Source organism: Thalassoglobus sp. JC818 (genome assembly GCF_040717535.1).
Classification (GTDB): Bacteria; Planctomycetota; Planctomycetia; order Planctomycetales; family Planctomycetaceae; genus Thalassoglobus.
The window spans coordinates 1-25136 of sequence record NZ_JBFEFI010000020.1; the positions used below are offsets into that span (position 1 = coordinate 1).

The window sequence follows — 25136 nt, forward strand, 5'->3', positions numbered from 1 at the left end:
GCTCTCTTTCTTTTCGCGACTCAGATTATGTCGTTTGCTGAACTGAAATGGCAACTCGCTCATCAGTCTTCAGAATAGAAATGCTGCATGGGTTGAACTCGTGCCGCTGTTGTTGCACTCTGAATTACGGAGTCGACGAGTGCTTTGAGTTTTAGGTGAAGACAAAGGGGTGCGATGGAGACTGGGAAGAGTCAAGAACTGGGACCATCACTGTTGCGGCAGTTGAAAGAGTCTGACGCTGATGGCAGGAACGACTGTGATCTCATTGAAACGCATATTTCCTGGGTCGTCCTCGCAGGTAATCGAGGTTGGAAGATCAAGAAGCCTGTCGATCTCGGGTTCGCGGACTTTTCAACTCTTGAATTGAGGAAGCACTTTTGCGAAGAAGAGTTGCGACTCAACAGCCGCTTGGCTCCAGAGATTTATCGTCGAGTGGTTCCAATTACTGGGACGGTTGACCAACCTGAAGTCGATGGATCAGGCGAAATCATCGATTATGCAGTGGAGATGCAACGCTTCCCAGTTGGTCGAATCCTGTCAGAGATGATTGGAACGGCACAGGTTGAAAATCGTCACTTCGAGACTTTGGCCGAAGACGTCGCAGAATTTCATCAGAGCGTTCTAATAGCCCGGACAGATTCAAAATTTGGTTCGCCCGAGAAGGTGTGGACGCCTGTTGCTGAGAACTTTGAACAACTCAAGTTGCGAATTTCTGAAGAACCCTCGCTGAAAGTTCTCGATAGAGTAGAGCAAGAAGCAGAGCGGGAGTGGCAATCGCTGGAGAAGTTGGTTTCAGAACGAAAGCAAGAAGGGTTCATCCGAGAGTGTCATGGAGATATGCACCTCGGGAATATGGTGCTTTTAAATGACAGAGTCCGAATTTTCGACGGCATCGACTTCAATGAGGAGTTGCGGTGGATTGATGTGATTTGCGAAGCGGCATTCGTGGTGATGGATCTCGATCATCTCGGAAGGTCTCAGGCAGCAATGCTTTTCTTGAATAAGTATTGCGAAGAGACTGGTGATTACCATGGCCTCAGGCTGCTTTCATTTTATGCGAGCTACCTGGCAATGGTCCGCGCGAAAGTTGCTGCGATTCGGCGAACACAGCAAGTCGAAGATGAGCAAGAACCTGACTGCAAAGAGATTCTCCCCCTGATGGAACTCGCTTTCAGCTACTTTCAAAGTCGACCGCGAAAGCTAATTCTCACCTTCGGCTTGTCCGGCAGCGGAAAATCGTTTTTCTCACAGCACTTAGTGGGGCCACTCCGAGCGGTCCGCTTAAGGTCCGATATCGAGCGAAACCGGTTGAGCAAATCGAAGAAGTTGGGAGAGAACGTTTATTCGTCCGAGTCGAAGGAAGCAGTTTACCTGCATCTCCTTGAGTGCGCCAAATCTATCCTTCTCGGCGGAATGTCTGTCATCGTCGATGCGACTTTTCTTGATCCTGAACGACGGGAGCCATTCTTCGAACTTGCCAGCGAGATCGGATGCGAACTCGTCGTTCTGCAATTTGAGGCACCAGATTCCATTCTGAAAGAACGGGTCGCAAAACGTCAGCATGATGGGGGCGACGCCTCCGAAGCCGATCTTACTGTACTCGAAAAACAACAACGGGAATTTCAACCGCTCTCAGAAACGGAATCGCAATTCGCTGTACGGGTCGATACGACTCTTGATCGAAAAGACTGCGTCGAAAAGATCGTCTCGGCAATTCATGGCGGAGGTTGATCATCAGGAAGCGGCGGACCAGTTACTGCTCCTGATCGCTTGGGGCTGCAAAATCCTCTTTGGCTTGATCGGTCAAACGATCATGAGTCTCTTCCGGCGTCTTCTCCTCCGGTTTGCCGATGACCCGTTTGGAGACCCGCTTGCCGTTTGCAGCGATGACGTAGTACACCATACCAGGTTCTAGTCTGGGCTTGATGCTGAATGGATCACGGGCTTTGTCCCAGCGCGGTTTAAATTCGGTAGTTTCCATGCGAAAGTTGAGATTCCAGCGGTGTTTGGCATCAATAGGGAATCTCTCAGAACTCTGATATTCAAATGACTTCGGATACCAGACGCCCGCATCAGTTCGGTCCCAGCTCGCTTTTCCTGTTCGACGCTGGTCGTACCATTCGTAGGACCACTCGACTGGATGGAGCCCCTGTTTCGGGTCTGCGATAATTCGAACGGTGAGTGTTTTGCCTTGACCAGCGATGTAAATGTGAAGAACAGCGATTCGACCATCGCGAAGTCGTGAAACTTGAGAACTGAGCAGCTTGGATACTTTAAACTGATTTTCCAGGTGCAGAAACTTCTCGAAGTCGTATGTCCCGTTTAGCTTGAACCAAAGTTCGTCGGGCCGCACTTGTTCATGCATAAGAGGGCGATGCATCGGCTGAGGCTCTACGAATTCTGAAACCACTTTCTCGTTCTCAATTTTCAAGAGCTTCCCTTCAGATTCGAAGCGTTCCACGATGATGTGCGGCCTACTTTCCGGGGGCGTGCGGTCGATCACATCAAATTCGAAATTGCGGTAGGTCCGATCTTTGTCCCAAATAACCTCCGCGGTGCCACGAATTTCTTCGGTGGGAACTTCTCCATCTGCCCCGCTGAGGAACAGAACTGTTCCTTTCCAATGTCCGGTTTCGAGCATCCCACGGGAAGTGGCGATTGCATCTAGGATCCTTTCCCTCAAGCCCTGATCCCCATTCAATTCCGGTTCGGCTTTTGCTGTTTCGCAGCAAGTGAGAGAGAGGAGGACAACGAGACTTATCAGCTGAAAGTGAACTCTCATCGGAAACTCGTTGTTTTCTGCAGTCATTTTTGGCACCGGTTGAGCTTGGGTTTCCCAGATCGACCAACCATTTGTATGCAGAGTTCAAAGGAAACCAGGGGGATTGTTATCTGAAAGAAGGGTCCCTAAAACTTCGACAATCATTTCTTCGGCGAGCTACGACCAGCAGATACTCCTTGCGAAGCTCCGAATGAACCCTGTGAAATACGAACCCGACCACCGGAACTTCATAGCAATAGCTCCTTTGAAAGAGAAAGCTCGTGAGAGAATTAGAGCCTGGCCATTTCTGAGATTACAGACCTGAAATCGTCTGTCAAGACTTTTCTTCGACTAAAGAGACACCTCGTAGATTCGTTAAATAAAACGTTCGCACGGTCTAAGTCTTGAAGGTTGCCCAGGTCGAGAATTCACATTGCACAATGAGTCGATCCGGAGATCGGTCAAGTGAGTCGAATTCGACGTGCTTTCGGTCCTGAAATGTCAGGCGTGTTCAGAAAGATCTGAAATACGAAGCGATTTCCGAGTCGCCTCGTATCTCAGGTGATATCAAAAAGAAGCTGTGTTCTCGTTGGCTGCGCTAATCCGAGCGGAGCAGTTTAGGCAGCCATCGATTCATCGCCTTCGCTGGTCATTCCATTGACGAGTCGGACAGTTCGATTGGCGAACGCAGCTGTCTGTTGGTCGTGAGTGACCATCACGATTGTGCGTCCATCGCGATGGAATTCGGACAAGTAATTCATGACCTGTTCGCGCGTTTCGGAGTCGAGGTTTCCGGTCGGCTCATCTGCGAGAATCACGCGGGGATCGTTAGCTAGAGTGCGAGCGAGCGCGACACGTTGTTGCTGTCCCTGGCTCAATTCGGCAGGCAGGTGATCCATTCGATCGGCTAGCCCGACACGATCGAGTAGCTCGGAAGCACGTTGCTTTTGCTCTGCGTCAGATTTCCCTGAAAGCATCAATGGGACTTGGACGTTCTCCTGTGCCGTCAGCCAAGTGACGAGATTAAAAGACTGGAAGACAAATCCGATCTTGCTCGCTCTAAGCTCCGTTCTTTGTTGAACAGACAGATCGTAAATTGATTCCCCGTTAAGAAATACCTGGCCTGATGTGGGGGTCAGCATTCCGCCGAGGATTGAAAGAAGCGTTGTCTTTCCGCTTCCGCTCGGGCCAACGACAGCGATGAAATCGTTGTCGTGAATGGACAAGTTTGAATCATCGAGAGCAATCACTCGCTTGCCGCGACGTTCGTAAATCTGATTCACTGACTGAAGCTGATACATCCTTGAGAACTCCATTGTGTGTCATCGTGTAGGCTGTAGAAACCTTGCACTCGTCCTAGTTGGTCCGAGGTTGGCGACTTAAATTTCCCTTTGGTGTTCTAAAACCTGTTTCTGCATTGTTGCTAAACTCGTCGACGACAGTCCTATTCACTGAAGACGAGACAAGGGTCGAGACCTGCGGCCTTGCGGGCTGGGAAGATACTCGCTGCGACAGAAACTGTGGTGGCGGCAGCCAAACCGACGAGTAACAATTGCGGGATGGGTTGAACGGTAATCCCGAGTAGCTGCGGTCCGAGAAAGATCGCGAGAGCCGTTCCAAAGACAAACCCGAGTACACCGCCCGCGCATCCGAGGATCATGGCTTTGCCGAGGAACATTTGAGTGACGAACGAGCGGCTCGCACCGAGTGCCATCAACGTTCCGATTTCTTTGCGGCGTTCGATGACGTTGGCATACATCACGCTCGCGATGCTCGCGGCTCCGACGAGTAACAGGATCGAAAAGAAGACCCACGATAAGCTTCCCATCAGCCGATTGACGGAAATCTGCGTGTCGACAACCTGGGCGATCGTGATCACTCTTGTTTCCGGAAGCTCAGCGGAGAGGTTTGTAATCAGGCTTCCAGCAGCTTCTTCACAGCATGCCATAATTTCGATGACGTTGATGACAGGTCCGGCTCCGGACAGGTCCTGAACACTGTGCAGGTGGGCGAAGAGTCTGCCGTCGTCGATTGTGCCTGTCGATGGCAAGACTGTCAGCACGCGAAATGTCTCTCCAAAGAGATTCAGTTCAGCCCCTGACTGGACGTCGAGTTGTTTGGCCAGATCGCGTCCGATGATGACTTCTCTATCACCGAGGTCCTGAACGGTTCGATTGGTGGCCAGTGAGTTGGGATCGTTATCGGTGTTTAGATTTGCAGTCGTTGTACAACAGCCGCGATCTGTTCCAATAGGATTAGTGATCATTCCCAGGCCTTGCCATGCAGCCTTCGCCTGGAATTCACTTTGAGGAAGGATGCCCGTCAACGTGACCGGAATGGAATCGACAGAAGTTTCGACACAGAGTTTTGGGGCGAGATTTTCAACTCCGGGCATACGAGCGAGGGCGAGCCGACTGACGTACTCTTCCGGCATCGTCTTTCCGTGCAGGTCCGCGCCATAGTAATCCTGAAGCGTGACACTCGGCGGCAAGACCAGAACGTTTGCTCCTAATGCTTCCATGTCGCTGGCGATTTTTTTCTCCGAAGAGTCGGTGATGTTCTGAATCGCAACAAGTGCAGCGACTCCAAATGTGACGGCCATCAGGCTTGTCAGCATTGGTGTGGGACGCTGCCAGAGTTCCTTCCAGATCATTGTTCGAAGCTTCATGACACCCATTCCTTTGGGAATTTGAGAGAGAGAGGGAATTGCTTGGGAGAGTGTTGGCGAGACTGAGCGTCTATCGCCGGGGAGGTTGTTGCGCGCCAGCTGATTTGTGGTGCTGGCAGTTCTCGTCGTCGCAGCACTTTCCGGCGGCGGCAAGTTGTTGTGCAAGTTGGGCGTGGGTAATGCTTCCGTCGTAGACACCGATCATGACACCCGGAGGGGCCATGAATGCGACGATCGAATTTGATCGGTTCGTTGGCACTCGGAGTTGGTTCAGGAATTTCGTTTCTGCTGGGTCGTTGGCCAGTACAGTGACAACTTCGGTGCGGTCACTAAAGAACAAGTCTTCTCTAAACTCTGTAACTCCAGATGGAACATCCGCAGCTGCAGTTGGCTGTGCACAAAGAACAACGATCTTTTGTTCCTGAAGTGCTTTCAAACATTTCGCCTGGGCCGGTGAGACGATCGCTGCAATCAATTGTGCATCGCTGACTCGCTGAGGATAGACAGTGCAAACTGCGCCGTTGGGGGCGAGAACGGCTGTGGCGGGAAGTGGAATCCGCGTTGCGTCAAATCGTTTGATCAGTTCGTGTTCAGCTGCGTCTCCGATCTGAACGGGAACGATGACGGCGTCTTCGCGTGTCGAAAGTGTCGACTCGAGAACCTGACTCATTTGCCGGGTTAACGCGTCGTCAGCTCGATAGAACATCACGAATGCGAACTGGTTGTTTTGAGCTGCTTCTTTGACCGCCTGGCTGGCCCGACCTTCCGCATAAACAGCAGTGCTGCAAATGGTCATGATGGCAATGATTGCGTTTATTTTCAGAACAATCCTTGTCATTGTGCAGATTCCTTTTTTGTGCTTCGGCATGAGCGTTGTCTGAGGAACGAGGGACGTTCCTCGGACGACGCCGTGCAGTGCTTGTTGTCCGTCAATGGAGTGTCTGTTGGCTTCGGTCTTGTCAATTCAGTGAACGAATTCTTCACGCGGTCTGCGAACCAAATCTCGCGTCATCATTTAACAAAATGATTAATGATGGTCGTGGGAATGTGCGATGACTCCGCGATACGGCTTGCCGTCGATTGTGACAACGAGTCGCGGGTCGGCGCTCTCTTCATCGAGAGAAGTTGCGAGTCGGGATTCTTCGACTTTGAACCTTGAAGACTTTCCCTCCGGATCGTCGGTGTCGGGATTGGCAACGAGTGAAAACTGTTCTGGTTGGCCGTCGATTTTGATGTTGATGGTGAGATCCGCTGCTTCAATCGGATACGAGTTCAAGGCTTGCCCATCAAGGATGTAAATCGTGACCGATTGATCATCGTGTACGATTTCCGCATGGAAGTTTCCGCTTCCGAGCTCGATGAGGCTTCCGTGGTGTGGGCCCTCGGTTCCGTGATCGTGCTCTGAGTGGGTTGGTGTTGTGTCAGACTTATCGGTTTCAGTGGAAGAATTCTTGGCACATCCGGAAATTGCGAGCATGACCGCGAAAACAACGGCAGATTTTTGGCAAAGTTCAATTTTCATTTCAGTTTCCAGTTTGAGGTTCGACAAGTTGACTTGCCGGAGTTTGTGAATCGGGAAAACGGGTCTCTTTAGTGGAGGTGTCTTCGTCGGTTTGACGGAGGCGGAGAGAAATTCGCTCGAATGAGTCAAGTTTCCTCAGTCGACTTGGGAGCCATGCGGGACGTCATCTTCCTCAATCAACAGGACCTCAGTTGTTGACTCGTTGACGACGCGTTCAGCTTCTTTCATCCCGATCAGGTAGAACAAAGCGGGGTGAACGAAGAAGTCGAGCAGGGTCGAGCTGATCAGCCCGCCCAGGATGACCGTCGCGACCGGGTACAGAATCTCCTTCCCCGGTTCTCCTGCAGCGAGAACAAGAGGCACGAGACCAATTCCGGAAGTGAGAGCAGTCATCAAAACGGGAGCCAGCCTTTCCAGACCAGCACGGATGATCATGCTCTTGCTCCAGTCTTCTCCTTCGTATTTGACGAGATGCAGATAATGATTGAGGAGTAAGATTCCGTTCCGCGATGCGATTCCTGCCAGTGAAATGAAACCGACCATGGCAGCTACGGTGAGTGACTGACCTGTGATCACGAGAGCTGCCACCGACCCGATCAAGGCCATCGGAAGGGCCATCATGACTTGCAGCGAAAGATTGATGGAGCGGAACATCGTGAACAGAACGAGAAAAACTCCGATCATCGAAACCATGAACAACAGTCCAATGACTCGTGAAGCTGACTGTTGGCTCTCGAACTGCCCGCTGTATTCGACGAAGTATCCGGCGGGAAGGTCCTCGACAATCGGTTGGACCTGTTTTCGAATGTCTTCGACGACGTCCACGACACCGCGATCGGAGACGTTACATTGAAGGACAATTCTTCGACGAACGTTCTCTCTGTTGACTGTGTTTGGACCCCCGGATTCATAAATCCTCGCCACCGCTTCGAGCGGCAGCTTACCTCCGTCTTCCAGTTCGATCGTCAGTCGTCGCAGTTGCTGGAGGTCTTCGCGATAGTTTTCATCGAGACGAATGAGGAGATCGAACGTGCGTTGCCCCACGAGAACTTCCGATACAACCTGACCATTCATAGCTGTTTCAATGAAGTCATTCACCTCGGCGGAATTCAGACCGTAGAGCAGAAGTTTGTCCCGATCGAGTTCGATTCGAAGCTGGGGGATCACGACTTGAGGCTCGACGAGAAGGTCTTTGACGCCAGGCACAGACTGCATCGACACCTTCATTTGTTCTGCGGTGCGCCGCAGCTTATCGAGATCGTCCCCGTAGACTTTGATACCAATTTGAGCTTTCACTCCGGAAAGCATATGTGAGATGAGGTGTGCGATCGGCTGTTCGACCGCAGTTACAATTCCGGGGATATCAGCCATCGCTTCACGAATTTCTGTGAGTTGATCCTCGCGAGACTGTTCTGACTCTGGGTCGAGCTCAAGAATGATTTCGCTCATGTTGACCCCTTCAGCATGTTCGTCGAGTTCCGCTCGGCCGGTTCGACGTACAAACTTTGTCACGTCTTCGATTTCCTGCAGGCGACGTTCGACTTTCTGGCCGATGGCGTTCGATGTTTCCAAAGATGTTCCCGGTGGAAGGATGACATTGAGCTGAATAGCTCCCTCGTTGAAAGGAGGAAGGAAGTCACGGTCGAGGCTCGTGACAAAGAGGCCTGCGATGAAAACCAGGAATGTCGTTGCCAAGAGATTCAATCTTGGAAATGCCAAGCTGAAACGAATCACTCGTTCGCCGATCCACTTCACACCTCGGAGTACGAATCCGTCCTTTTCAGTTTCTGAGAACTTTTGCTTTCCGAGCAGCCAGTACGAAAGGACAGGGGTCACTGTTAAAGAGACCAGCAACGAAGAGAGGATCGAGACGATGTATGCAACACCCAGTGGTGTGAACAACCGGCCCTCCATTCCGGACAGTGCGAAAAGAGGGAGGAAGACGAGGATGACAATCATCGTTCCGAACACGATCGAGTTGCGAACTTCAACGCTTGCCTGAAAAACGACGAGCAGCGGATGCTTTGGGTTGGCACTCGCTCGATTGTCTTTGAGTCGTCGGAAGATGTTTTCGACGTCGACGATGGCGTCATCAACCAATTCGCCAATCGCGACCGCGAGCCCTCCCAAGGTCATGGTGTTGATCGAAATCCCAAAGATAGAGAACACGATCGCTGTCATCACAAGTGACAGAGGAATGGCAGTGAGTGTGATAAAAGTTGTGCGAAGATTCATTAAAAACAGAAAGAGGATAACGACAACCAGAATCCCCCCATCACGCAACGCTTCGACGACGTTCTCAATTGCTCGGTCGATGAACGACTTCTGTGTGTAGAGTGGTTCGATTCGCAGATCGTCCGGCAATGTGGGGCGCAGTTCCTCAATGGCTGCCATAATGGAATCAGTCACTCTTCGAGTGTCGGCTCCCGGTTGTTTGTTGATCGTGAGGACGACAGCAGGACCACCAGAGAATTGACCGTCTTCGTCGCGGGTATAGGCAGCACTGTCACCGCGTTTCACCTGAGGTCCTTCGATCACTGTGGCGATTTGAGCGAGAGCGACCGGTCGGCCTGAACGAGTTGCGACGACGACTTTCTGCAAATCCTCGATCGATTGGACACGTCCCAAGGCTCGAACAAGCAATTCATTGGGGCCTTGCTCGTCCAGATAGCCGCCGGTGGCGTTTTCGTTGCTGTCCTGCACGGCTTGTTTTACTTCGTGCAGCGTGACACCAAAACGCAACATGGCATCAGGGTCAACCAACACCTGAAACTGCTTTCGTCCTCCGCCCATGGTGAACACTTGCGATACTCCGGGAATCGTCAGCAGACGCTGCCTGACAACCCAATCCGTAAGTGTGCGAAGTTCGAGCGACTCCGTTTCGTTGTTCTCGCTCCAGATTCCGACCATGAGGATCTGTCCCATAATCGAAGAGATGGGAGCGAGTGTTGGGCTGACTCCTTCGGGCATTCTCTCTTGAACGAGTTGCAGCCGCTCATTGACAATCTGGCGATCGTTGTAAATGTCGGTGCCCCAGTCGAATTCCACATAGACGACGGAGATTCCGACTCCCGACGAGCTTCGAACTTCCTGGACTCCATTGGCTCCGTTCATCGCTGTTTCGATGGGGAACGTAATCAGTGTTTCAACTTCTTCAGGTGCCAGTCCGGGGGCTTCTGTCATGATGACAACGCGTGGACGATTGAGATCGGGGAAGACATCGATCTGAGACTGCATTGCTTGCCAGCTACCGAATCCGATCAGAAACATCGCAGCAGCGATAACAACCAATCGGTTTTGAAGCGAAAATCGGATCACTGCGTTCAGCATTGTCAGGAGACCTTCTTAAAGCATCTTCTGAGTCGGTTTCCACCGTCTCAATTAGTGATCGTGATTGATAAAGTGATGTAAATCGAAAAGTTAATAGATGTTTGATGCACTTAATGGTTGTGTCCCGCGTGCGGATCGACTCCACCTCCAGACATGTTCTTCAGAGCCATCTGCATCTGATGAGCACCTTGCGTAGCGATCACGTCACCCGGGTAGAGAGAGCCATCGTTGGCAATGACTACAGAAAACTGATCTCGGTATTTGACATGAACCGGGACGCGATCGAAGTGGTCTCCGTTCTGCTGAAAGACGAACGATTCGACGCCTTCACGTGCGACGGCATCGACCGGGACGACAATCTGCTCTGGCCACTCTTCGACGGGGATGCGCAGCTGTAGGCGTTGACCGGGCAGATATTTCCATTCGACATAGCGGTTGCCACTATCGCGTCGATCCTTGATCAATTCGTTGTGAAGCCGAACATAGAACTTCAACGTTCGAGTTCCGGTATCAACTTGATTGGCGAGATAGGCGATCTCTAGCCCTTCCAGAACGCGATTTCCGGAACCTGCTCTTTCGAAGATGGCATCGAGCGGCCATTCGTTCTTCGAAGCTTCTCGGATCTCTTCAAAGTCTTGTTCGAAAGCCATACCTTCAATTAGCAACTCTTCATAATCCGTGAGAACACAAAGAGTTTCCCCAGCATTGACTGACTGACCTTTATGTACACTGAGATCCTGAAGAATGAGTGGTCCGATGTGCGTGACAAGTTGTGTTCTGTCGAGCAGTGATCCCGATTCAGTATTGAACCTCTGTGCTGCCGAACGCGTCAGTTGCAGTTCTTCGGGCTCGTGATTGTCGATCGTCGGAGCGAAGATCTGCAGTTCTCGTAGTAATCGACGCTCTTCGGAGATTTGATTAACTTGCCCTTCTGAGAGCCCGTGAAGCCTGAGTGCTTCACGTTGTGCTCGCAGCAGCGCTGTGAGCTTGTCGCGGGCGTATTCGCGATCGAGGAGCAGTTTGCCAGCGACCGCCCCGCTGCTGGTGACAGCTTCGAGTCGGGTGATTTCACGTTCCTCGACATCCAGTTCTCCAAGCGTTTTCAGGAACTCCGTTTGAGCCTGGACGAGGTCTTCATGCGTCAGGCGGATTTGGAAGAGCAGAGTCCCCGGTTCAACGGCTTCACCCGCTACAGCATGGACGTCAGTGATGACTCCGGTCATGGGAGTGGCAACCTGAACTCTCGTCCTGCCGGGCCGTTCAACGATGAGTGCAGGAACGGTGATCGATCGCCAAAACGTCTCGAGTTGGACCGGAAGCAAAGTTTCTTCGGTCAGCCCGATGTTCCGCATCGCTTGTTCCGAAAGCTCAAGCGACGACTCGTCCTGGTGTCCCTCGTGAGACCCGTGATCGTGGTCATCATGGGAGTCGTGTTCCTCATGCGAACCGGCACCAGTTTCTGTCTCACCTGCTCGAAATGCAGAAACCGTCCGCTCGACCCAGGAATTGAGACCTGGAAACCACTGAGACCATGTCACTCCGCAGATGAGGACGACAATTGTGAGTCCGGTCCACCACGCCCATTTTGGGAAATAAGTCCGGTTTTGTGTGTTCATTGTTCTGCTGTGGATTCTTCGAACTGGGTGAATTGAACTCGCACGGACTGGTGCAGGAAGATGCTGAACCGTCTCGTTGAAGCGAGTGAGTTGGAACAAGAAGCAAGTCTTCGCAAGCCAGCGAGATCTTCATCACTCACAAAGCTGATCTTGTGAATGAGCGCACAATCTTATCTGTGGGATCGTGTTGTGAGATTCCGTCAGGCTGTTGCGAATTCGTCTATTTCGCGGACGACGATCTTTATTGGACCGGACGAGAAGTAGTCTCATTCGGAAAACGGAATCGCCGTTTCACTGCACTTGTTGTGCTGTGACGACGTTCGCAGGTCGCATAAGCAATGCGAGAGGAGTGCCCTTAAAGCAGCCAGACCTGATGCGCAGAGCGGTCGGCGCACGGACCTGTCAGGGCAAGAGAGAGATGTTGGTGTAGCCCGAAATTCGGCAGGAGAGTATCACCGGCGACTTCAACCAAATCGTTGCCGAGGACCTGACACCACTTCGAAAACGTCAGCATCTGATGGACGTCTTGGTCACGATGTACTGCGACGAAATTGCAGTGGTCGTCGATGCAGGGAGCGTGATCGTGATTGTCACCGGATTCGGCAAGTTCCCGGGAATGCTCATCAGCTGGGAGAGCATCTTGCGGCTCAACTCTCGTCGAGGTGGCATGGTCGTGCGAACAGCATCCTTCCGCAGCCACAGCTTCGGGAGTTTGCTTTGCGGCAGTGTCGCAAGAGTGATAGTGATGCGCAAAGCATCCGACCGTCGCGTGAAACGCAATCGAAATGATTGTCAGGGCGGTCAGGAAACTTTGGAACATAATGAAAAATTAGGAGTATTGATGAGTCGAGCGAAAATGCCCTTCTCCTTTCCGATCTTATCGGCCATTTGAATGGCGGTCTAGACCATATTCGCGGGGGCTTCGCGGTCTCAACATCATGAATCATGGGATGTAGCTCGGGAAACTCCTCGTTTCTCGCAACGGATTTCGAGTCAAAATGCGTTTTGAAGGTGGCTCAATTTCAGGATGATCATGGCAGTGTCCTAAATGTGAGACTGCATCTAAGGGCAGAATGCTACTCGTCCGAATTCTTCGAGCTTGGCGACAATTTACCGGGCTTCTTTTCGCGTCCAATCAAACGGACGAGATCGGAGAGCACCTGCGGCAAAGCGATTCCACCCGGAGTTGCCAGGTACCGCGGTTCCCAATCCGGACGAAATTTGTCTTTGTAAGAACGAAGACCCTGAAAGTTGTAATAGTGATCTCCGTTTCGATAGAGGACGCCCACAGCTTTGTTCCACATTGGGGCGTGCGGTCGATCTTCGATTCCGGAGAGTGGGGCCATTCCCATGCTGAACCACTCGTATCCCTGCTGTTGCCCCCAGAAGATCAATTCCACGAACAGATAGTCCATCAAACCGGGCGGACCGGCTGGGTCGTGACGCATCAGGTCGACAGAGAACTCTTCGTTGTTCGCACCGAGCCAGAGATTTGCGAAGGCGAGAATCTTTCCATTCTGTGTGACCACTGCACAGGGAAATTGCATCAAGTATTTTTCGTCAAAGAATCCGAGCGAAAACCCTTTCTCGGCAGCATGTTTTTCGGCCATCCAGGCGTCGGAAATCTCTTTTAGGAGAGGCAGAACGGCTGCGACCTGTTCCTTCGGAAGGACTTCGAATCGGCATTCAGCTTTGAGGATACGATTTCGCGTTGAACGCATGCTTTGGAAGTGGTGTCCATTCAATGAGAATTCTCTGGCGTTGACGCGTCCTTCCTCACCAAGTTTTAAAAATGTCAGCCCGTGATCGACGTACATCGGCAGCGAGTCGGCATCGATTTGGTAGAAAACTGGGCGACCGTTGTGAGAGTCGCACATCTCCCGAAAGCTCCAAATCAGTTCCGGCCACCTTTCAGGAGGGCCGACAGGATTTCCCATGGAAATCCAGGAACGGTTCTCGATTGCGTACATCAAAAAAGCATCTTCGGCTTCGTTGAACAGAAATCGCTTGTCGCCGAGCAAGGCCAGATTTGCGCTCGTCCGAGTCGACTTGGCAACGATTTCAGAAGCTTTGAGCAGGTCCGACTCAGTTGGAAGCTGTGATTTTCCAGCTTTCGAGGGTGAACAAATTCTGCCAATTGTCCACAGCACGAGAATTGCCGCGACTCCCACACAACCACGAAGAAATCGCGGTGCGTCTCCATGAATGGCGAACTCCCACCAGCGATCGTTCTGAATGTCTCCGTTCTTGTAAATGAAAACTCCCAGCCACAAACAACTCAAAATAGAGATGACGATCGTGCAGAACCAACCGAGCGAGAAACGTTCATGGAGCAATCTTCCCGGTCGATCAAAGCGGTTTCGACAGCAGATGAGGGAAGTGAGAACGAGGAGCAGGATACATGCTTCTTCGTAGTCGATTCCTTTGAGCAGGGATGTCAAGACGCCGATTGTCAGCAGACAGACCGCACCCCACCAGGCTGTGTCGAGTCTTCGTTGAAGTCCACGAGCGACCAGGATCAGAGCCCCACCAGCCAGGCTTCCCACGAAATGCGACACTTCGACGACATGCAGTCCGACAAACTTCTCCAGCACTTGCATGCGTGACGAGACCGATGGAATTGCTCCTGAGATCAACAACACGATTCCCGCGATGAGCGTGGCCATCGAAAGCATGGCAGGGGCGATGGAAGTCACGATTCTTCCACTCCCTCGCACGATCGGTTGAATCTTGCTCACTTGCTTGGCCAAGCTCAGACCAGCGACCAACAGTGTGGCCACGAGCAGTGGCAGCAAGTAGTAAATGACTCGGAAAATCAGGAGAGCAGCGACGACGTCTTCTTTCGAAGTCGAACCGGTAAGCGTGAGGATCACCAGTTCAAAGACCCCGACTCCACCGGGGACATGGGTGAGCATGACCGCGACGATGGCCAGCAAATAAGCTCCCAGCAGCTGCGGAAAATTCATTGTGAAATCGGGAGGCATCAATGAATACAGGCAACCTGCAGCAAGAACCAGGTCGGCCACTGAGACACCAATTTGAGAGAGCGTCACACCGAACTTTGGGAGTTGAATATCGTAGCTGCGAACTCGAAGGGGCTTATGAATGAAGGCAGTCAGCAACAGGTATCCCGCTGTAATCGCAATCAGCGTCCAACCCAAGCCTTTAACAGTGTGAAACGGCAGGTTCAGTTGTTCGGGGATCACAATCGGATCGATGACAAAGCTCAAACCTGCCGTCGCGATTTCTCCGATTCCGAACGTCAGCCCCAACATGAACGCGACTTGCATAACTTCAATCGAGGACAATCCGAGCGACGAATAAACACGATAGCGGACCGGTAGGCCTCCCAGGGTGGCTCCGAAATTGTATGTGGCTACGAATCCCGTAAACGAGGCGAAAGCAACCTGTCGAAATGGAAGGGGATGATGTATGGAGCGAAGCGCGAGCCAGTCGTATCCGATCAGGACGAAGTAATTTGCAGTCGTCAATGCGATGCACAGAGCGATCTTCCAATCTGGAATCGATTGAAGACTGTTTCTGATATCAGCCCAGTTGTAGCCCTTGAGTTGATGCCAGAGCAGTGAAGCTGCGCCGATGAAGATGAGGGTGGCAAAGAGAGGCGCCAGTTGTTGGAGTCGATGTCTCAAAGCCATGTCCCGTTTGATGCGAAGTGAGTTGTTTGACGAACTCGAAATTCATCTCGTTGCAGTTGCCTGACTGAGGGCAGCTTGCGGTGTTCGATTTATTGTTCGTGAAAGTTTGCCGCAACTCTAACGACTGTCAAATGAGTTTGCTGACAGACTTTCCCGTTGCGGGAGAATGCCTGAGAAACTGACATCGAAATTCATATTCGATGGTTCAAGCGTCGCTGGGCGAAGGAGCATTTTCTGAAGCGGCAGTTGATTTTCCGGGATCTGATGCATCAGAAAACGGCGATTCGGTGATGAGCCGGGCAGACCGATTGAATGTGAAGTAGTTCCAGATCCACTGCATCAGCACGAGCATTCTGTTTTCGAATTGGACGATCTGCATGAGATGGACGACCAACCACATCAACCACGCGAAAAATCCGCAGTACTCACGTTTTCCAATCTTGGCGACAGCGACCGAACGGCCGAGTGTGGCCATGCTTCCGCGATCTTTATAGTGAAAGACCTCGTCATGCTTCTTCCCGCGGACAATGGCATCGATCCGCTTGGCGACAAACTGTCCCTGCTGCATCGCGACCGGAGCCAGCCCCGGCAATGGACGTCCATCTTCGCCCGCACAACTTGCGATGTCGCCAATTACAAAAATCTCGGGGTGATCGATGAGTGAGAGGTTTGCCTGAACAGGAATGCGGCCAGCACGATCAGATTCCAGTCCGGCTTCAGTCGCGAGTAATTTTCCAAGTGGATTGGCTTTGACACCCGCTCCCCAGAGAACTGTGCGTGTTTTCACGATCTCAGTTTGATCTCCCGACTGCAGCGTCACCCGATCGGGATGAATTTCGACAACTTTGGTTTGTGTTCGAATCTCAATCCCGAGAGACCGAACTCTTTCCGCCGCACGTTTACTCAAGTCTTCAGGCATGTGAGCCAGAATGTGAGGTGCTGCCTCGATGAGCAGAATTCGAGCTTCTTTGGGATCGATATGGTGAAAGTCATTCTTCAGGGTATGTTGCGCGATCTCCGCGAGTGCTCCAGCCAGTTCGACGCCTGTTGGTCCTCCACCGACGATGACAAAAGTCATCAGCTCAGAACGCCGTTCAAGATTCGATTCTCGTTCGGCACGTTCGAATGACATGAAGATACGTCTTCGGATTTCTGCAGAGTCTTCGATCGTTTTCAGACCGGGAGCAAGATGGGCCCACTCTTCATGTCCGAAGTAGCTGTGCGTGGCTCCCGCAGCTACGACGAGATGATCGTATGGGACTTCACCATCACGCAGGATGACGACTTTTCTCTGCAGGTCGAATCCAGTTACATCCGCAAGCAGAACTTCGCAATTCTTTTGTTTTCGAAACATGTAGCGTAACGGAGTCGCGATGTTCGAAGTGGCGAGTCCGCCGGTGGCAACTTGATAAAGGAGTGGTTGAAACAAATGGAAGTTTCGCCGGTCCAGAAGAGTGACCTGGACCGGCGATCTCTTCAAGCGTTTAGCGACTTGAACACCACCGAACCCGCCTCCAATCACGACGACACGAGGGACTGAGCGTTCTGACTGATGATTCATTTCAACGGTTCTTGCTCAAGATGCTGTGAGTTAATGTTCGGAGCGGCGCCTCTCGGCATCAAACTCACAGCACAGGATTGGATTAAAATTCGAAAGCGGTCAAACGGTTGATACTCGCTCCTGAAGATACGGAAACTGAATTCAGGAACAGAGCCGGTTTAATTGCTTAAAAAGTTTACTTCTCTATTCTGCGAGTTTCTCCATGAGAGATTGAATACCTGCGGAAGCGATTTCAGCATCCTGTTCTCCAGTTGCTCCTCCGACTCCGACAGCGCCGATCACCTGGCCATCGACCACGATTGGAACTCCTCCGTAGAGAGTCGTCAGTTTTCCGCCGCTCGCAAATCCAGCCCTTTCCACGGCCAGACTTAAGTGCGTGTTGACTTCTTTTCCAGGGGGAAGAGGACCTGTCGCTGTCCGCATGGTGGCGGCTGCGGTTGCTTTCGTCATGGAGGTGTAAACGCTGGCAGGTCGGGCTCCGTCCATGCGTGCAAACGCGATCAAGTGGCCTCCTTCGTCGACGACACTAATATTGACTTTGAGGTTCATCTCTCCTGCCTTCGCTCTGGCATGGCGAACGATGTGTTCTGCTCCAGAAAGCGTGAGGCCGATCCGCTGCCGCTCGACCATCGGAGAGGAAGTTGCCTGAGCGGATTTGTCATCGGCGGTAAGTAGCGTGGAGTGAAGTAGCAGGCACGCGAAGAGAGTTGCAGGGGAGAGTACTTGGAGTGTCCGGAACATGGAGGGCCTTGTTCAGTGTTGAAGAAAAGTTCCTTGAGGAAACGGTTCAATTCATCGCTTGACGATGACTTGAGGATGCTCCTGTGAATGGCACAGCTGCCAGCAAAATTCGACCGAACGACAAACCGGAATGCAACCCTGCGCATGAGATGTTCGTAGCTGTGAATCCTGTCTACCTGAAATATTCGCAGCAAGCGAATTTGTCGCATTCCAAACAACAAAAAAAACGCTGAGACTCAATTGAGTCCCAGCGTCGGTTGCGAAGTTCAGGATGCTGCGAAATTCGTCTTTGAATTCAAGAACAGGTGTCGATTCTTAGCTGATTAGTTCTTGTTGAAGTAGAGCGTCAAACCCTGTTCTTGAAGATTCACACACAGGCAACCGCTTTCGAACCAGAATGGAAGTTCTTGGATGCCTTCATTCGTTTCCATGACGAGCAGGCCGTTGCTGTTGGCGACATAGGCTCCGCGTTCGATTTCTTTCGACTGCTGACCGTACTGATCAACGATAGTCGTCTGCATTCCGTACTCGCCCTGTGCTGTGAAGTGCACGACCATGTGGATCTGATAGCCGTTCAATGTGTCTTGCAGCGACCATGTTCCGACGATTGGAGTGAAAGCACTACCTGGTTCAGGAACATACGAAACTTGTTGCTGAGTGGCAGGTGCAGTCGCTGGGGCAGGCGAACTTCCTTCAAGTCCTCGGAGGCTGTTTGGAAGCGGATTGATGGTCTGAACATAGGCGACATCCATCTCAGATGAATACTGCAGGACTTTTGCGACGCTTCCTTGAACGTCTTCACCTGGAATTTCAGGGAACAAAACGATGACTGTTTTTGCACCTTCGAGGATGAATCGATTGGTCATGATGATGCCGCGTTCGAAATCGACAACCCATCCAGCTGTCGCATACTTGTTGTCCTGTGCATCGACTGCGATGACTTGGACCATCGACTGTGCGATTCGGTCTGCAAGCTCAGCAGGCACGTGTGGGTTATTTGGCGAATGAGCGGAAAAACGGTCTGGATTTGAAGGTGGGTTGGAAGGAGTCGTCTGAGCGGGCTGTGTTGATCGGCCGCCACTATTGCTCGGAGCTTCGAGTCCCCAGGCTTCGTATTCTGCTGCACTTGAACCATTGGATGCTGCGAAGATTGGTTGGACGCTGGTAAGCGAGACGCTAACGAGCAGGGCAGCGACGAGAGTGCGGTTTGCAAAGAAACTGAACAGGTTTTTGTTGAGTGAGAAGCACATGGTTTGTTTTCCGTTTTTGAGTGGTGAGTGTTGTGGAGACACCACCCGTACAGACGAACAAAGCAGCTGTGACATTCCGACGGAGATTTTTTCGAAGTTTTGTCCGAAGTGAAGAAAACTGAGGGTTTCAACCGTCTACTGCCTCTCAAAGCAGCTTGTGCAGAACTCTCGCGGACACGGAGAAATACGATTCGTAGTACTGAAGTGAGCCCGGATTTGCGCCTGGAACTGTGTTCCTGCCTAGCTTGAGAATTGCCGATCAGTTCGTGTTCGCAAACAGCTCGAGATCTCCACTCTTTCCTCATCTGCATCATGCGGATTGCACATTTTGAAGCCGATTTGCCTTCAAATTTCTTCTGCTGTGGGGAGGGGGTCGTGAATCGGAAGAACTTGCCGGAAGACCGCTCGGATTAGGACAAACCCTAAAAGACAGAGGTGAGTTCTCCCATTAGCCTGTGAATCGAAAGTCGAGGTGCCAATGGTTGTACAACCGCTGATCAAAACGGCAACTCGAAAGTCTCGTTCTCTCACTCTCTTTTCTAAGGTGTCTACGATGAAAACTGGTTTGCGGTATCGAGTTCGTCTATTAGTTGCAGCTGTAGTTTCGTCCGTCGCAATCGGTTCAGCGGGTGTTGCCCAGGCTGAGATCATTGGCGCAAACAGCTCAGCTTACGGTGCGAATGTTGACCTCGGGATTGGCCTCTCACTGACGCCATTGGATGCGATCGTCTCTGCTGGTGTTGGACCGATTCCTGTTGCGTCTGGAAACGCTCCTGCAAGTTACAATGATGCTCAGAGTCTCGCCTCTGTGAATGCGAGTGGGGGGATCAGTGTCTTCGGTTTGGGACTCGTAGATCTGATCGACTTCAACACAGGTGTTCTGGATGTGAACGCTCAGTCGAACGTTGACGGAACTCTTGGAAGCAAGACGACGACAGCGAGTGCAACTGTCAATAACGTTTCACTTCTCAACTCCAGCCTACTCGGAATTGTCCTGCAGTCGGTTGTGTCACTCGATGCGACACAGATTCAATCGACAGCAACTGTCGCTGGCGACAGCGGTGCCCTCGTTGCTTCTGGAACGACCACCATCACAGGAACTCATGGTGTTTCAGGAAATCAGGCACTCCTCACAGTTCTTGGCGTGGAATTCCTTCTGGAATCTTCACCCATTGCAAACACACCAGTGCTGACAATCGACGCTTCGATTCCTGGTCTGATCGGAATGCAGGGATCGATCGATGTCATCCTGAACGAACAAATCGTGACTGGTGATATGTCTACAGAAGCTGGGATCAGCGTGAACGCTCTGGCCTTGCGGTTCAACGACGTTGGTGTGAGCATCGGTGCACTCGGAGCCGGTCTTCTCAACGGAGAAGTCATCATCTCGCATTCTGAAGCTTCGATGCAGGCCAGTGCTCAACCTGTTCCAGAACCAGGTTCCATGGCTCTCCTCGCTTGCGGATTGTGCAGCTGTGCAGGCTACAACATCCGAAAACGAGCAAAGCGTTCTTAATCTCTCAGTTGCTCTCACCGGTGCAATGGCCTGAATGGATTGGTTGATCTGGTCACTGTTTCCCTCATCAGACCCGAAGAAATCTGATCCAACCAAGGCTTTGATGAGCAATTCTCAAATAGAAAATGGCAGTTTTCCTTCCTGATCCCTCGGAAGGGGGACTGCCTTTTCTTCTTGAAGTGAAGAGTTTCGCACCTCGGGTGTAAGGAACAATCCGTTTATAGCGACTCGGAAAATCAGTCGAAGAGTTCAGGATCAAATGGATTGAAGGAAGTTGCAGACAACCAGTTGTGGCGTATTTTTCTGAAGAGATGACCTCCGTAAGTGAATTTGAGGAGCGTTCCTATGCAGGTACAACCGACAGCGACTGTTCATATCGTCGATGATGATCATCAAATGCGCAGCTTAATCGTTAATATCGTTAGATCCATAAATTTAGAACCGCGAGTCTTTGCCTCCGCTGATGAATTTGTTCGCGACTACGACGGACAACCGGGCTGCCTTGTCTCCGATTTCAAAATGCCGGGCATGGACGGACTGGAACTTCTGGAATCACTCAACTCTCTCGGAATCTGTCTTCCGTGTATTTTGATTACTGGTCATGCGGATGTTCCGCTCGCGATCCGGGCGATGAAGTCACATGCTGCCGACATGATTGAGAAGCCATTTCTCCCGCAAGTGCTGATCGAAAGTATTCTTAAAGCCGTCGAACTTGATCGGCGAAATCGAGATTCGAGTGAAAGATCACTCGAAATCGGACGTTCGATTGAATCGTTAACACCTCGCGAAAAAGAAGTTCTCGAAGGCGTCGTTTCAGGAATGGCGAACAAACAGATGGCCTACAAGATGGATGTGTCTACGAAGACCATCGAGGTACACCGTCGAAACATGATGCAGAAGATGCGTTTTCATTCAGTCGCTGAACTCGTCACAGCTGTCACCGAACATCGACTTCTCCAGACCGAAAACTCTGGCGTCTGACGTCACACCGGAAAGAGCGTTTTAGCTCCGGAAGTGACACTACTGATTGCGAACACAATGGAAAACAGGTCGATTCTGGACGCGTCGCGGGGCGACGTCGCCATTCTCCGCTCTCGCTACGACACATTCTTACAACGAATAGTGTCGCTGGCGTTGACGACACATGACTTTGACTCTTTCGAAGCTGATGTCTTGCGAAGACTCGATGTTGAGTTCGGAGGGGTTGCTGCAGCAGTTTGGGAATCCGATCAGGAAACCGGGAAGTGGAAACTCATTCAGAAATCTCCATCCTGGAATGTCCTGGCGCCCAACCTTGCCGCAGTCCAGGCCAGTCCAAAGGAGTTTCAACGCTCCGTTGAAAACAGCATCCCCGGTCGACCATCTTCACAACTGTTTGCAATCAGCAATCAAGGTTTTCAAGCGACAGGACTTCTGTCAGGCCACAATCAGCAATCAGCAATCTATCCCGATGATCTCAAGACACAGCTGGTGATCCTCGATTCATCGGAAAATGATGATCATTCGATTCGAGAAGCACTTCAGAGATTCGCCGATTCATTTTCTCTGGCACGTCTAATCGTTGCACAGCGAGCAGCTTGTCACTTCAATTCTCGAGTCCATTCAGCGTTGATTGTTACATCCCCTGTACCGGTGGTGACATGTTCACCCGATGGGACTGTTCTGGATTGTAACAGGGCTGCGGAACGTGTTTTCGGCGTGAAGAATGTAGACATTCATGGCAGGCACGTTGCAGAGATCGGATGCGATGACTTTCGAGAAATGGCTCGTCTGTGCTCAGAGAATCGCTTGCCCGTCTACAGGCGTGTTAATGGGAATTCTCCGGACGGAGCGCGTTGGAGTATGGATGCCACCCTGTGTCCGGTTCTATCTCTTTCAGAGGAAGTCCTTTCAGTCACTCTGATTGCCAACGATCGATCATCGCTGGATCTCTCGCTCCAGGGACAGAAGTGTCAGGAAGAAATCTGTTCGATCCTGGCTGAGTCCGGCAACTTGCTTGACTGTTGGTCCGAAGTACTGCGGTGTTTGTGTTCTTCATTGCAGTTTGATGAGGGAAGCGTTTGGTCCACAGGTGCAGTCGATGGGGCACTCGAATGTGTGACCCGCTGGAACCGGCACTTTGATGAAATGGGCGGATCTGCAACTCTCAGACCATTGGATGATTTTTCGAACGCGGTCGGTCAGGCAATCAAACGCAAGAATATTGTGTGGACCGACCAGTCGCTGATGATTTCGAAACGGGAGAAGATCGAATCATCCGACGTACGTCTGGCTTTTGCCAGTGAAGTCGCTGTTCCGATTGTCCATGATGAGAAAGTTCACTTCATTCTCATCCTCCGCGGAAACCTGAGTGCCCGTAAGCGCGAACTGGTCGCTGGAATCTGTAAGGTGATTTCAGATGTCGCTCGCTGCGTATTGGCTCGCGATCTGAACGCCGTTGCCGCGCAGGCAAACAAAGAGTCTCAGCGCCAATCCGCGAAAATGCAGGCTCTCGGCCTGATCGCGGGAGAGATTGCCCACGACTTCAACAACCTGTTGACAGTGATGATGGGCAACTGTGATCTCGTTCGCTCATTGCTTCCCCAGGACTCTGCCGAGAGAGCGATGATCGGGGAAGTTTCAGAAGCAGTCGATCGTGCGGGTGTCCTGACGAAACGAATTCTATCGTTCAGCCGAAAATGTGGCAGCGATCCGAAAGTCATTCACGCCAGCGAGCAGATCCGCAGACTATCTGGAATGCTTCAAATGATCGCCGGCAAACAGGTTGAGTTGAATGCGAATCTCGAAGACTACGTCTACCCAATCCTCCTCGACCCCGTCGAGTTTGAGCAAATTCTGATTAATCTGACTGCTAATGCTCGCGACGCAATGGAAGGGAAGGGGCGGATTTCCATTTCCACTTCCAACGTCCGACTCTCCCCACGAGATGTCCGTGACCACAAAGGAGCATATCCGGGCGAGTATCTGCTCATTCAGTTTGAAGATAACGGATGTGGAATGGATGCCCGCACGAAGTCGCAGGTCTTCGAACCCTTCTTTACAACGAAAAAAGAAGAGCAAGGGACAGGGATCGGATTAATGACCGTTCAGGGGATTGTAAATCGAGCCCGAGGATTGATTCGGCTTGAAAGCGAAGTCGGAAGCGGAACTCGTTTTTCGATTTACCTCCCAAGACAGTCCGATGGAATTGCTCCTTCGTCGCTTCAAAAGAACGACGCTCCGACTCGTGAATGCACTGAACGCATTTTGGTCGTTGAAGATGACAGTGTCCTAAGACGCTTGCTGACTCGCATTCTTGAAGTTCACGGGTTCCGAGTCGAAGCATTTGCAGAGGGCAGGGAGGCGCTGTTGGAATACCAAAAGTCTCCTGAAGAGTTTGATCTTGTCTTGTCGGACATCATGATGCCTGGGATCTCGGGATTCGAAGTGGCACACCGAGTTCGATCAATCGTCCCCGATGTGCCCGTTATTCTCATGACTGGATTCGGTGAGATTCTGGAGAGTGCGGAAGCTGCCGAGGTCAATGTTCCGATCCTCACGAAGCCGTTCACGAGTGCATCTCTGCTTCAAACAATCTTCACAACTCTGGACGGTGAACCAGACGCTTTCAATCCGACCGCGGAAAGTGATCTCGAAGTCGACCAATCCTCCGATCAGCCTGAAGTGATCGGTTTGTGATCTGAACTTGCGGACCAGCTGGAGCCCATCCCCTACCGTGCACATTCGCATCAATTGCCAGCGATGTGTGGCTCAAAAACTCGCTGAGTGCCTGTTGATTCGTTCTTCGGTGAGGCACCTTCCAAGTCTTTCCGGGAGCGGACTCTCGACTTTGAATTCAACATGAACGTTGAGACCTCACTAAAACCGGCGAAAAACCTCGAGTTTGCGAGCCAGCGAAGTGCGGGTGATACCGGTCACTCGGTATGCTGGAGTTCTTGGCATCGGGAGCTGGAAACCCCGTTGGATCGATTCAGAAATTGCTTGCAATCGCGACTTTGCAGAACTACGTTCCAAATGCGTTTTGGTCTCGAACGAACGCCACCGTTGCGCAAATGGAAAATAGAAATTGATGCGTGAGTTCGTCATCAATTAATCGTGTTTTTCCACGGTGCATGGCGAAATTCACTTCCTGAAGAGACCGATTCATCAAAACAAAACGCATTTCTGTTGAGATCGTGAGAATCGAACTTTCTTGCCGGATTGGCTGAGAGTCCGGGGATTACACTCTCCCGAGAGAATTGCGAATGCTCGGTGAAGAGATGCCGAGTGCAAACGAAACTGAGGAATCCCCATGGCTGATCGGACAACGATCCTTGAATGCATCTACACCGCAATCAACGAGACCAACGAAATGCTCCCGGCGGAGAATCGTCTGGAGCCTCAGGAGTCGGAAAAAGTGACCGGCGAGGAAGCAAAAATCGATTCGCTCGGTTTCGTAACATTGCTCGTTGCCATCGAACGTGAAGTGGAAGCTGGAACTGACGATTTAAAACCTCGTTGAAGAATTGACTGAAA

17 protein-coding genes are annotated in these 25136 nt (G+C 51.5%); 5 read left to right on the top strand and 12 right to left on the bottom strand.

Annotated elements, in window-relative coordinates; all coding sequences use genetic code 11:
• Positions 1–174 precede the first annotated feature (174 nt).
• Entirely contained in the window at positions 175–1731 is a 1557-nt protein-coding gene (locus AB1L42_RS23385; protein WP_367062492.1) for an AAA family ATPase, read from the top strand.
• Positions 1732–1753: 22 nt separating this feature from the next.
• On the opposite strand, the gene AB1L42_RS23390 is transcribed toward AB1L42_RS23385, so the two are convergent.
• From AB1L42_RS23390 to AB1L42_RS23445, 12 genes are all read right to left on the bottom strand, one after another.
• The gene (locus tag AB1L42_RS23390; RefSeq protein ID WP_367062495.1) at positions 1754–2782 is read right to left on the bottom strand and encodes a hypothetical protein; all 1029 of its coding nucleotides are present in this window, start codon (positions 2780–2782) and stop codon (positions 1754–1756) included.
• Positions 2783–3378: 596 nt separating this feature from the next.
• Positions 3379–4062: an ABC transporter ATP-binding protein gene (locus AB1L42_RS23395; protein ID WP_367062498.1), complete on the bottom strand. Its 684-nt coding sequence runs from the start codon at positions 4060–4062 to the stop codon at positions 3379–3381.
• Between the two features lie 143 nt (positions 4063–4205).
• A complete protein-coding gene (locus tag AB1L42_RS23400; protein WP_367062501.1) occupies positions 4206–5429 on the bottom strand; it encodes an FtsX-like permease family protein in 1224 nt (407 codons plus the stop codon).
• A 70-nt stretch (positions 5430–5499) separates the two neighbouring features.
• Positions 5500–6267 (bottom strand): hypothetical protein, encoded by a 768-nt coding sequence (locus AB1L42_RS23405; protein WP_367062504.1) that lies wholly within the window; start codon positions 6265–6267, stop codon positions 5500–5502.
• A gap of 189 nt (positions 6268–6456) precedes the next feature.
• Complete coding sequence (locus AB1L42_RS23410) at positions 6457–6951, bottom strand: hypothetical protein (RefSeq protein WP_367062507.1); 495 nt, start codon at positions 6949–6951, stop codon at positions 6457–6459.
• Between the two features lie 135 nt (positions 6952–7086).
• A complete protein-coding gene (locus AB1L42_RS23415; protein ID WP_367062510.1) occupies positions 7087–10281 on the bottom strand; it encodes an efflux RND transporter permease subunit in 3195 nt (1064 codons plus the stop codon).
• A gap of 110 nt (positions 10282–10391) precedes the next feature.
• A complete protein-coding gene (locus AB1L42_RS23420) occupies positions 10392–11897 on the bottom strand; it encodes an efflux RND transporter periplasmic adaptor subunit (protein ID WP_367062513.1) in 1506 nt (501 codons plus the stop codon).
• A gap of 355 nt (positions 11898–12252) precedes the next feature.
• Positions 12253–12717 carry a hypothetical protein gene (locus AB1L42_RS23425; protein WP_367062516.1) on the bottom strand — a complete coding sequence of 155 codons (465 nt, stop codon included), beginning with the start codon at positions 12715–12717 and terminating at the stop codon, positions 12253–12255.
• Positions 12718–12973: 256 nt separating this feature from the next.
• On the bottom strand, positions 12974–15553 hold the full coding sequence (mprF, locus tag AB1L42_RS23430) for a bifunctional lysylphosphatidylglycerol flippase/synthetase MprF (RefSeq protein ID WP_367062519.1): 2580 nt from the start codon (positions 15551–15553) through the stop codon (positions 12974–12976).
• Positions 15554–15758: 205 nt separating this feature from the next.
• Positions 15759–17114: an NAD(P)/FAD-dependent oxidoreductase gene (locus AB1L42_RS23435; RefSeq protein ID WP_367062522.1), complete on the bottom strand. Its 1356-nt coding sequence runs from the start codon at positions 17112–17114 to the stop codon at positions 15759–15761.
• 183 nt (positions 17115–17297) lie between these two features.
• A complete protein-coding gene (locus AB1L42_RS23440) occupies positions 17298–17855 on the bottom strand; it encodes a heme-binding protein (protein WP_367062525.1) in 558 nt (185 codons plus the stop codon).
• 323 nt (positions 17856–18178) lie between these two features.
• Complete coding sequence (locus AB1L42_RS23445; protein ID WP_367062528.1) at positions 18179–19105, bottom strand: hypothetical protein; 927 nt, start codon at positions 19103–19105, stop codon at positions 18179–18181.
• A gap of 553 nt (positions 19106–19658) precedes the next feature.
• On the opposite strand from AB1L42_RS23445, the gene AB1L42_RS23450 reads away from it, so the two are divergent.
• The 4 genes from AB1L42_RS23450 to AB1L42_RS23465 all read left to right on the top strand — a co-directional run bounded on the left by AB1L42_RS23450 (position 19659) and on the right by AB1L42_RS23465 (position 25122).
• Positions 19659–20621, top strand: coding sequence for a PEP-CTERM sorting domain-containing protein (locus AB1L42_RS23450; RefSeq protein WP_367062531.1), 963 nt, complete (start codon positions 19659–19661; stop codon positions 20619–20621).
• A 345-nt stretch (positions 20622–20966) separates the two neighbouring features.
• Positions 20967–21602 carry a response regulator gene (locus AB1L42_RS23455; protein ID WP_367062534.1) on the top strand — a complete coding sequence of 212 codons (636 nt, stop codon included), beginning with the start codon at positions 20967–20969 and terminating at the stop codon, positions 21600–21602.
• A 57-nt stretch (positions 21603–21659) separates the two neighbouring features.
• Positions 21660–24299, top strand: coding sequence for a response regulator (locus tag AB1L42_RS23460; protein WP_367062537.1), 2640 nt, complete (start codon positions 21660–21662; stop codon positions 24297–24299).
• 613 nt (positions 24300–24912) lie between these two features.
• Positions 24913–25122 carry a hypothetical protein gene (locus AB1L42_RS23465; protein WP_367062540.1) on the top strand — a complete coding sequence of 70 codons (210 nt, stop codon included), beginning with the start codon at positions 24913–24915 and terminating at the stop codon, positions 25120–25122.
• Positions 25123–25136: the final 14 nt, after the last annotated feature.

Excerpts from the sequence above, each read along its gene's own strand:
- AB1L42_RS23460 (WP_367062537.1), top strand. The coding sequence starts at position 21,660 with ATGGAAAACAGGTCGATTCTGGACGCGTCGCGGGGCGACGTCGCCATT.
- AB1L42_RS23420 (WP_367062513.1), bottom strand. The coding sequence starts at position 11,897 with ATGAACACACAAAACCGGACTTATTTCCCAAAATGGGCGTGGTGGACC.
- AB1L42_RS23410 (WP_367062507.1), bottom strand. The coding sequence starts at position 6,951 with ATGAAAATTGAACTTTGCCAAAAATCTGCCGTTGTTTTCGCGGTCATG.
- AB1L42_RS23425 (WP_367062516.1), bottom strand. The coding sequence starts at position 12,717 with ATGTTCCAAAGTTTCCTGACCGCCCTGACAATCATTTCGATTGCGTTT.
- AB1L42_RS23405 (WP_367062504.1), bottom strand. The coding sequence starts at position 6,267 with ATGACAAGGATTGTTCTGAAAATAAACGCAATCATTGCCATCATGACC.
- AB1L42_RS23465 (WP_367062540.1), top strand. The coding sequence starts at position 24,913 with ATGGCTGATCGGACAACGATCCTTGAATGCATCTACACCGCAATCAAC.
- AB1L42_RS23385 (WP_367062492.1), top strand. The coding sequence starts at position 175 with ATGGAGACTGGGAAGAGTCAAGAACTGGGACCATCACTGTTGCGGCAG.
- AB1L42_RS23390 (WP_367062495.1), bottom strand. The coding sequence starts at position 2,782 with ATGAGAGTTCACTTTCAGCTGATAAGTCTCGTTGTCCTCCTCTCTCTC.
- AB1L42_RS23445 (WP_367062528.1), bottom strand. The coding sequence starts at position 19,105 with ATGTGCTTCTCACTCAACAAAAACCTGTTCAGTTTCTTTGCAAACCGC.
- AB1L42_RS23450 (WP_367062531.1), top strand. The coding sequence starts at position 19,659 with ATGAAAACTGGTTTGCGGTATCGAGTTCGTCTATTAGTTGCAGCTGTA.
- AB1L42_RS23400 (WP_367062501.1), bottom strand. The coding sequence starts at position 5,429 with ATGAAGCTTCGAACAATGATCTGGAAGGAACTCTGGCAGCGTCCCACA.
- AB1L42_RS23395 (WP_367062498.1), bottom strand. The coding sequence starts at position 4,062 with ATGTATCAGCTTCAGTCAGTGAATCAGATTTACGAACGTCGCGGCAAG.
- AB1L42_RS23440 (WP_367062525.1), bottom strand. The coding sequence starts at position 17,855 with ATGTTCCGGACACTCCAAGTACTCTCCCCTGCAACTCTCTTCGCGTGC.
- AB1L42_RS23435 (WP_367062522.1), bottom strand. The coding sequence starts at position 17,114 with ATGAATCATCAGTCAGAACGCTCAGTCCCTCGTGTCGTCGTGATTGGA.
- AB1L42_RS23415 (WP_367062510.1), bottom strand. The coding sequence starts at position 10,281 with ATGCTGAACGCAGTGATCCGATTTTCGCTTCAAAACCGATTGGTTGTT.
- AB1L42_RS23455 (WP_367062534.1), top strand. The coding sequence starts at position 20,967 with ATGCAGGTACAACCGACAGCGACTGTTCATATCGTCGATGATGATCAT.
- mprF (WP_367062519.1), bottom strand. The coding sequence starts at position 15,553 with ATGGCTTTGAGACATCGACTCCAACAACTGGCGCCTCTCTTTGCCACC.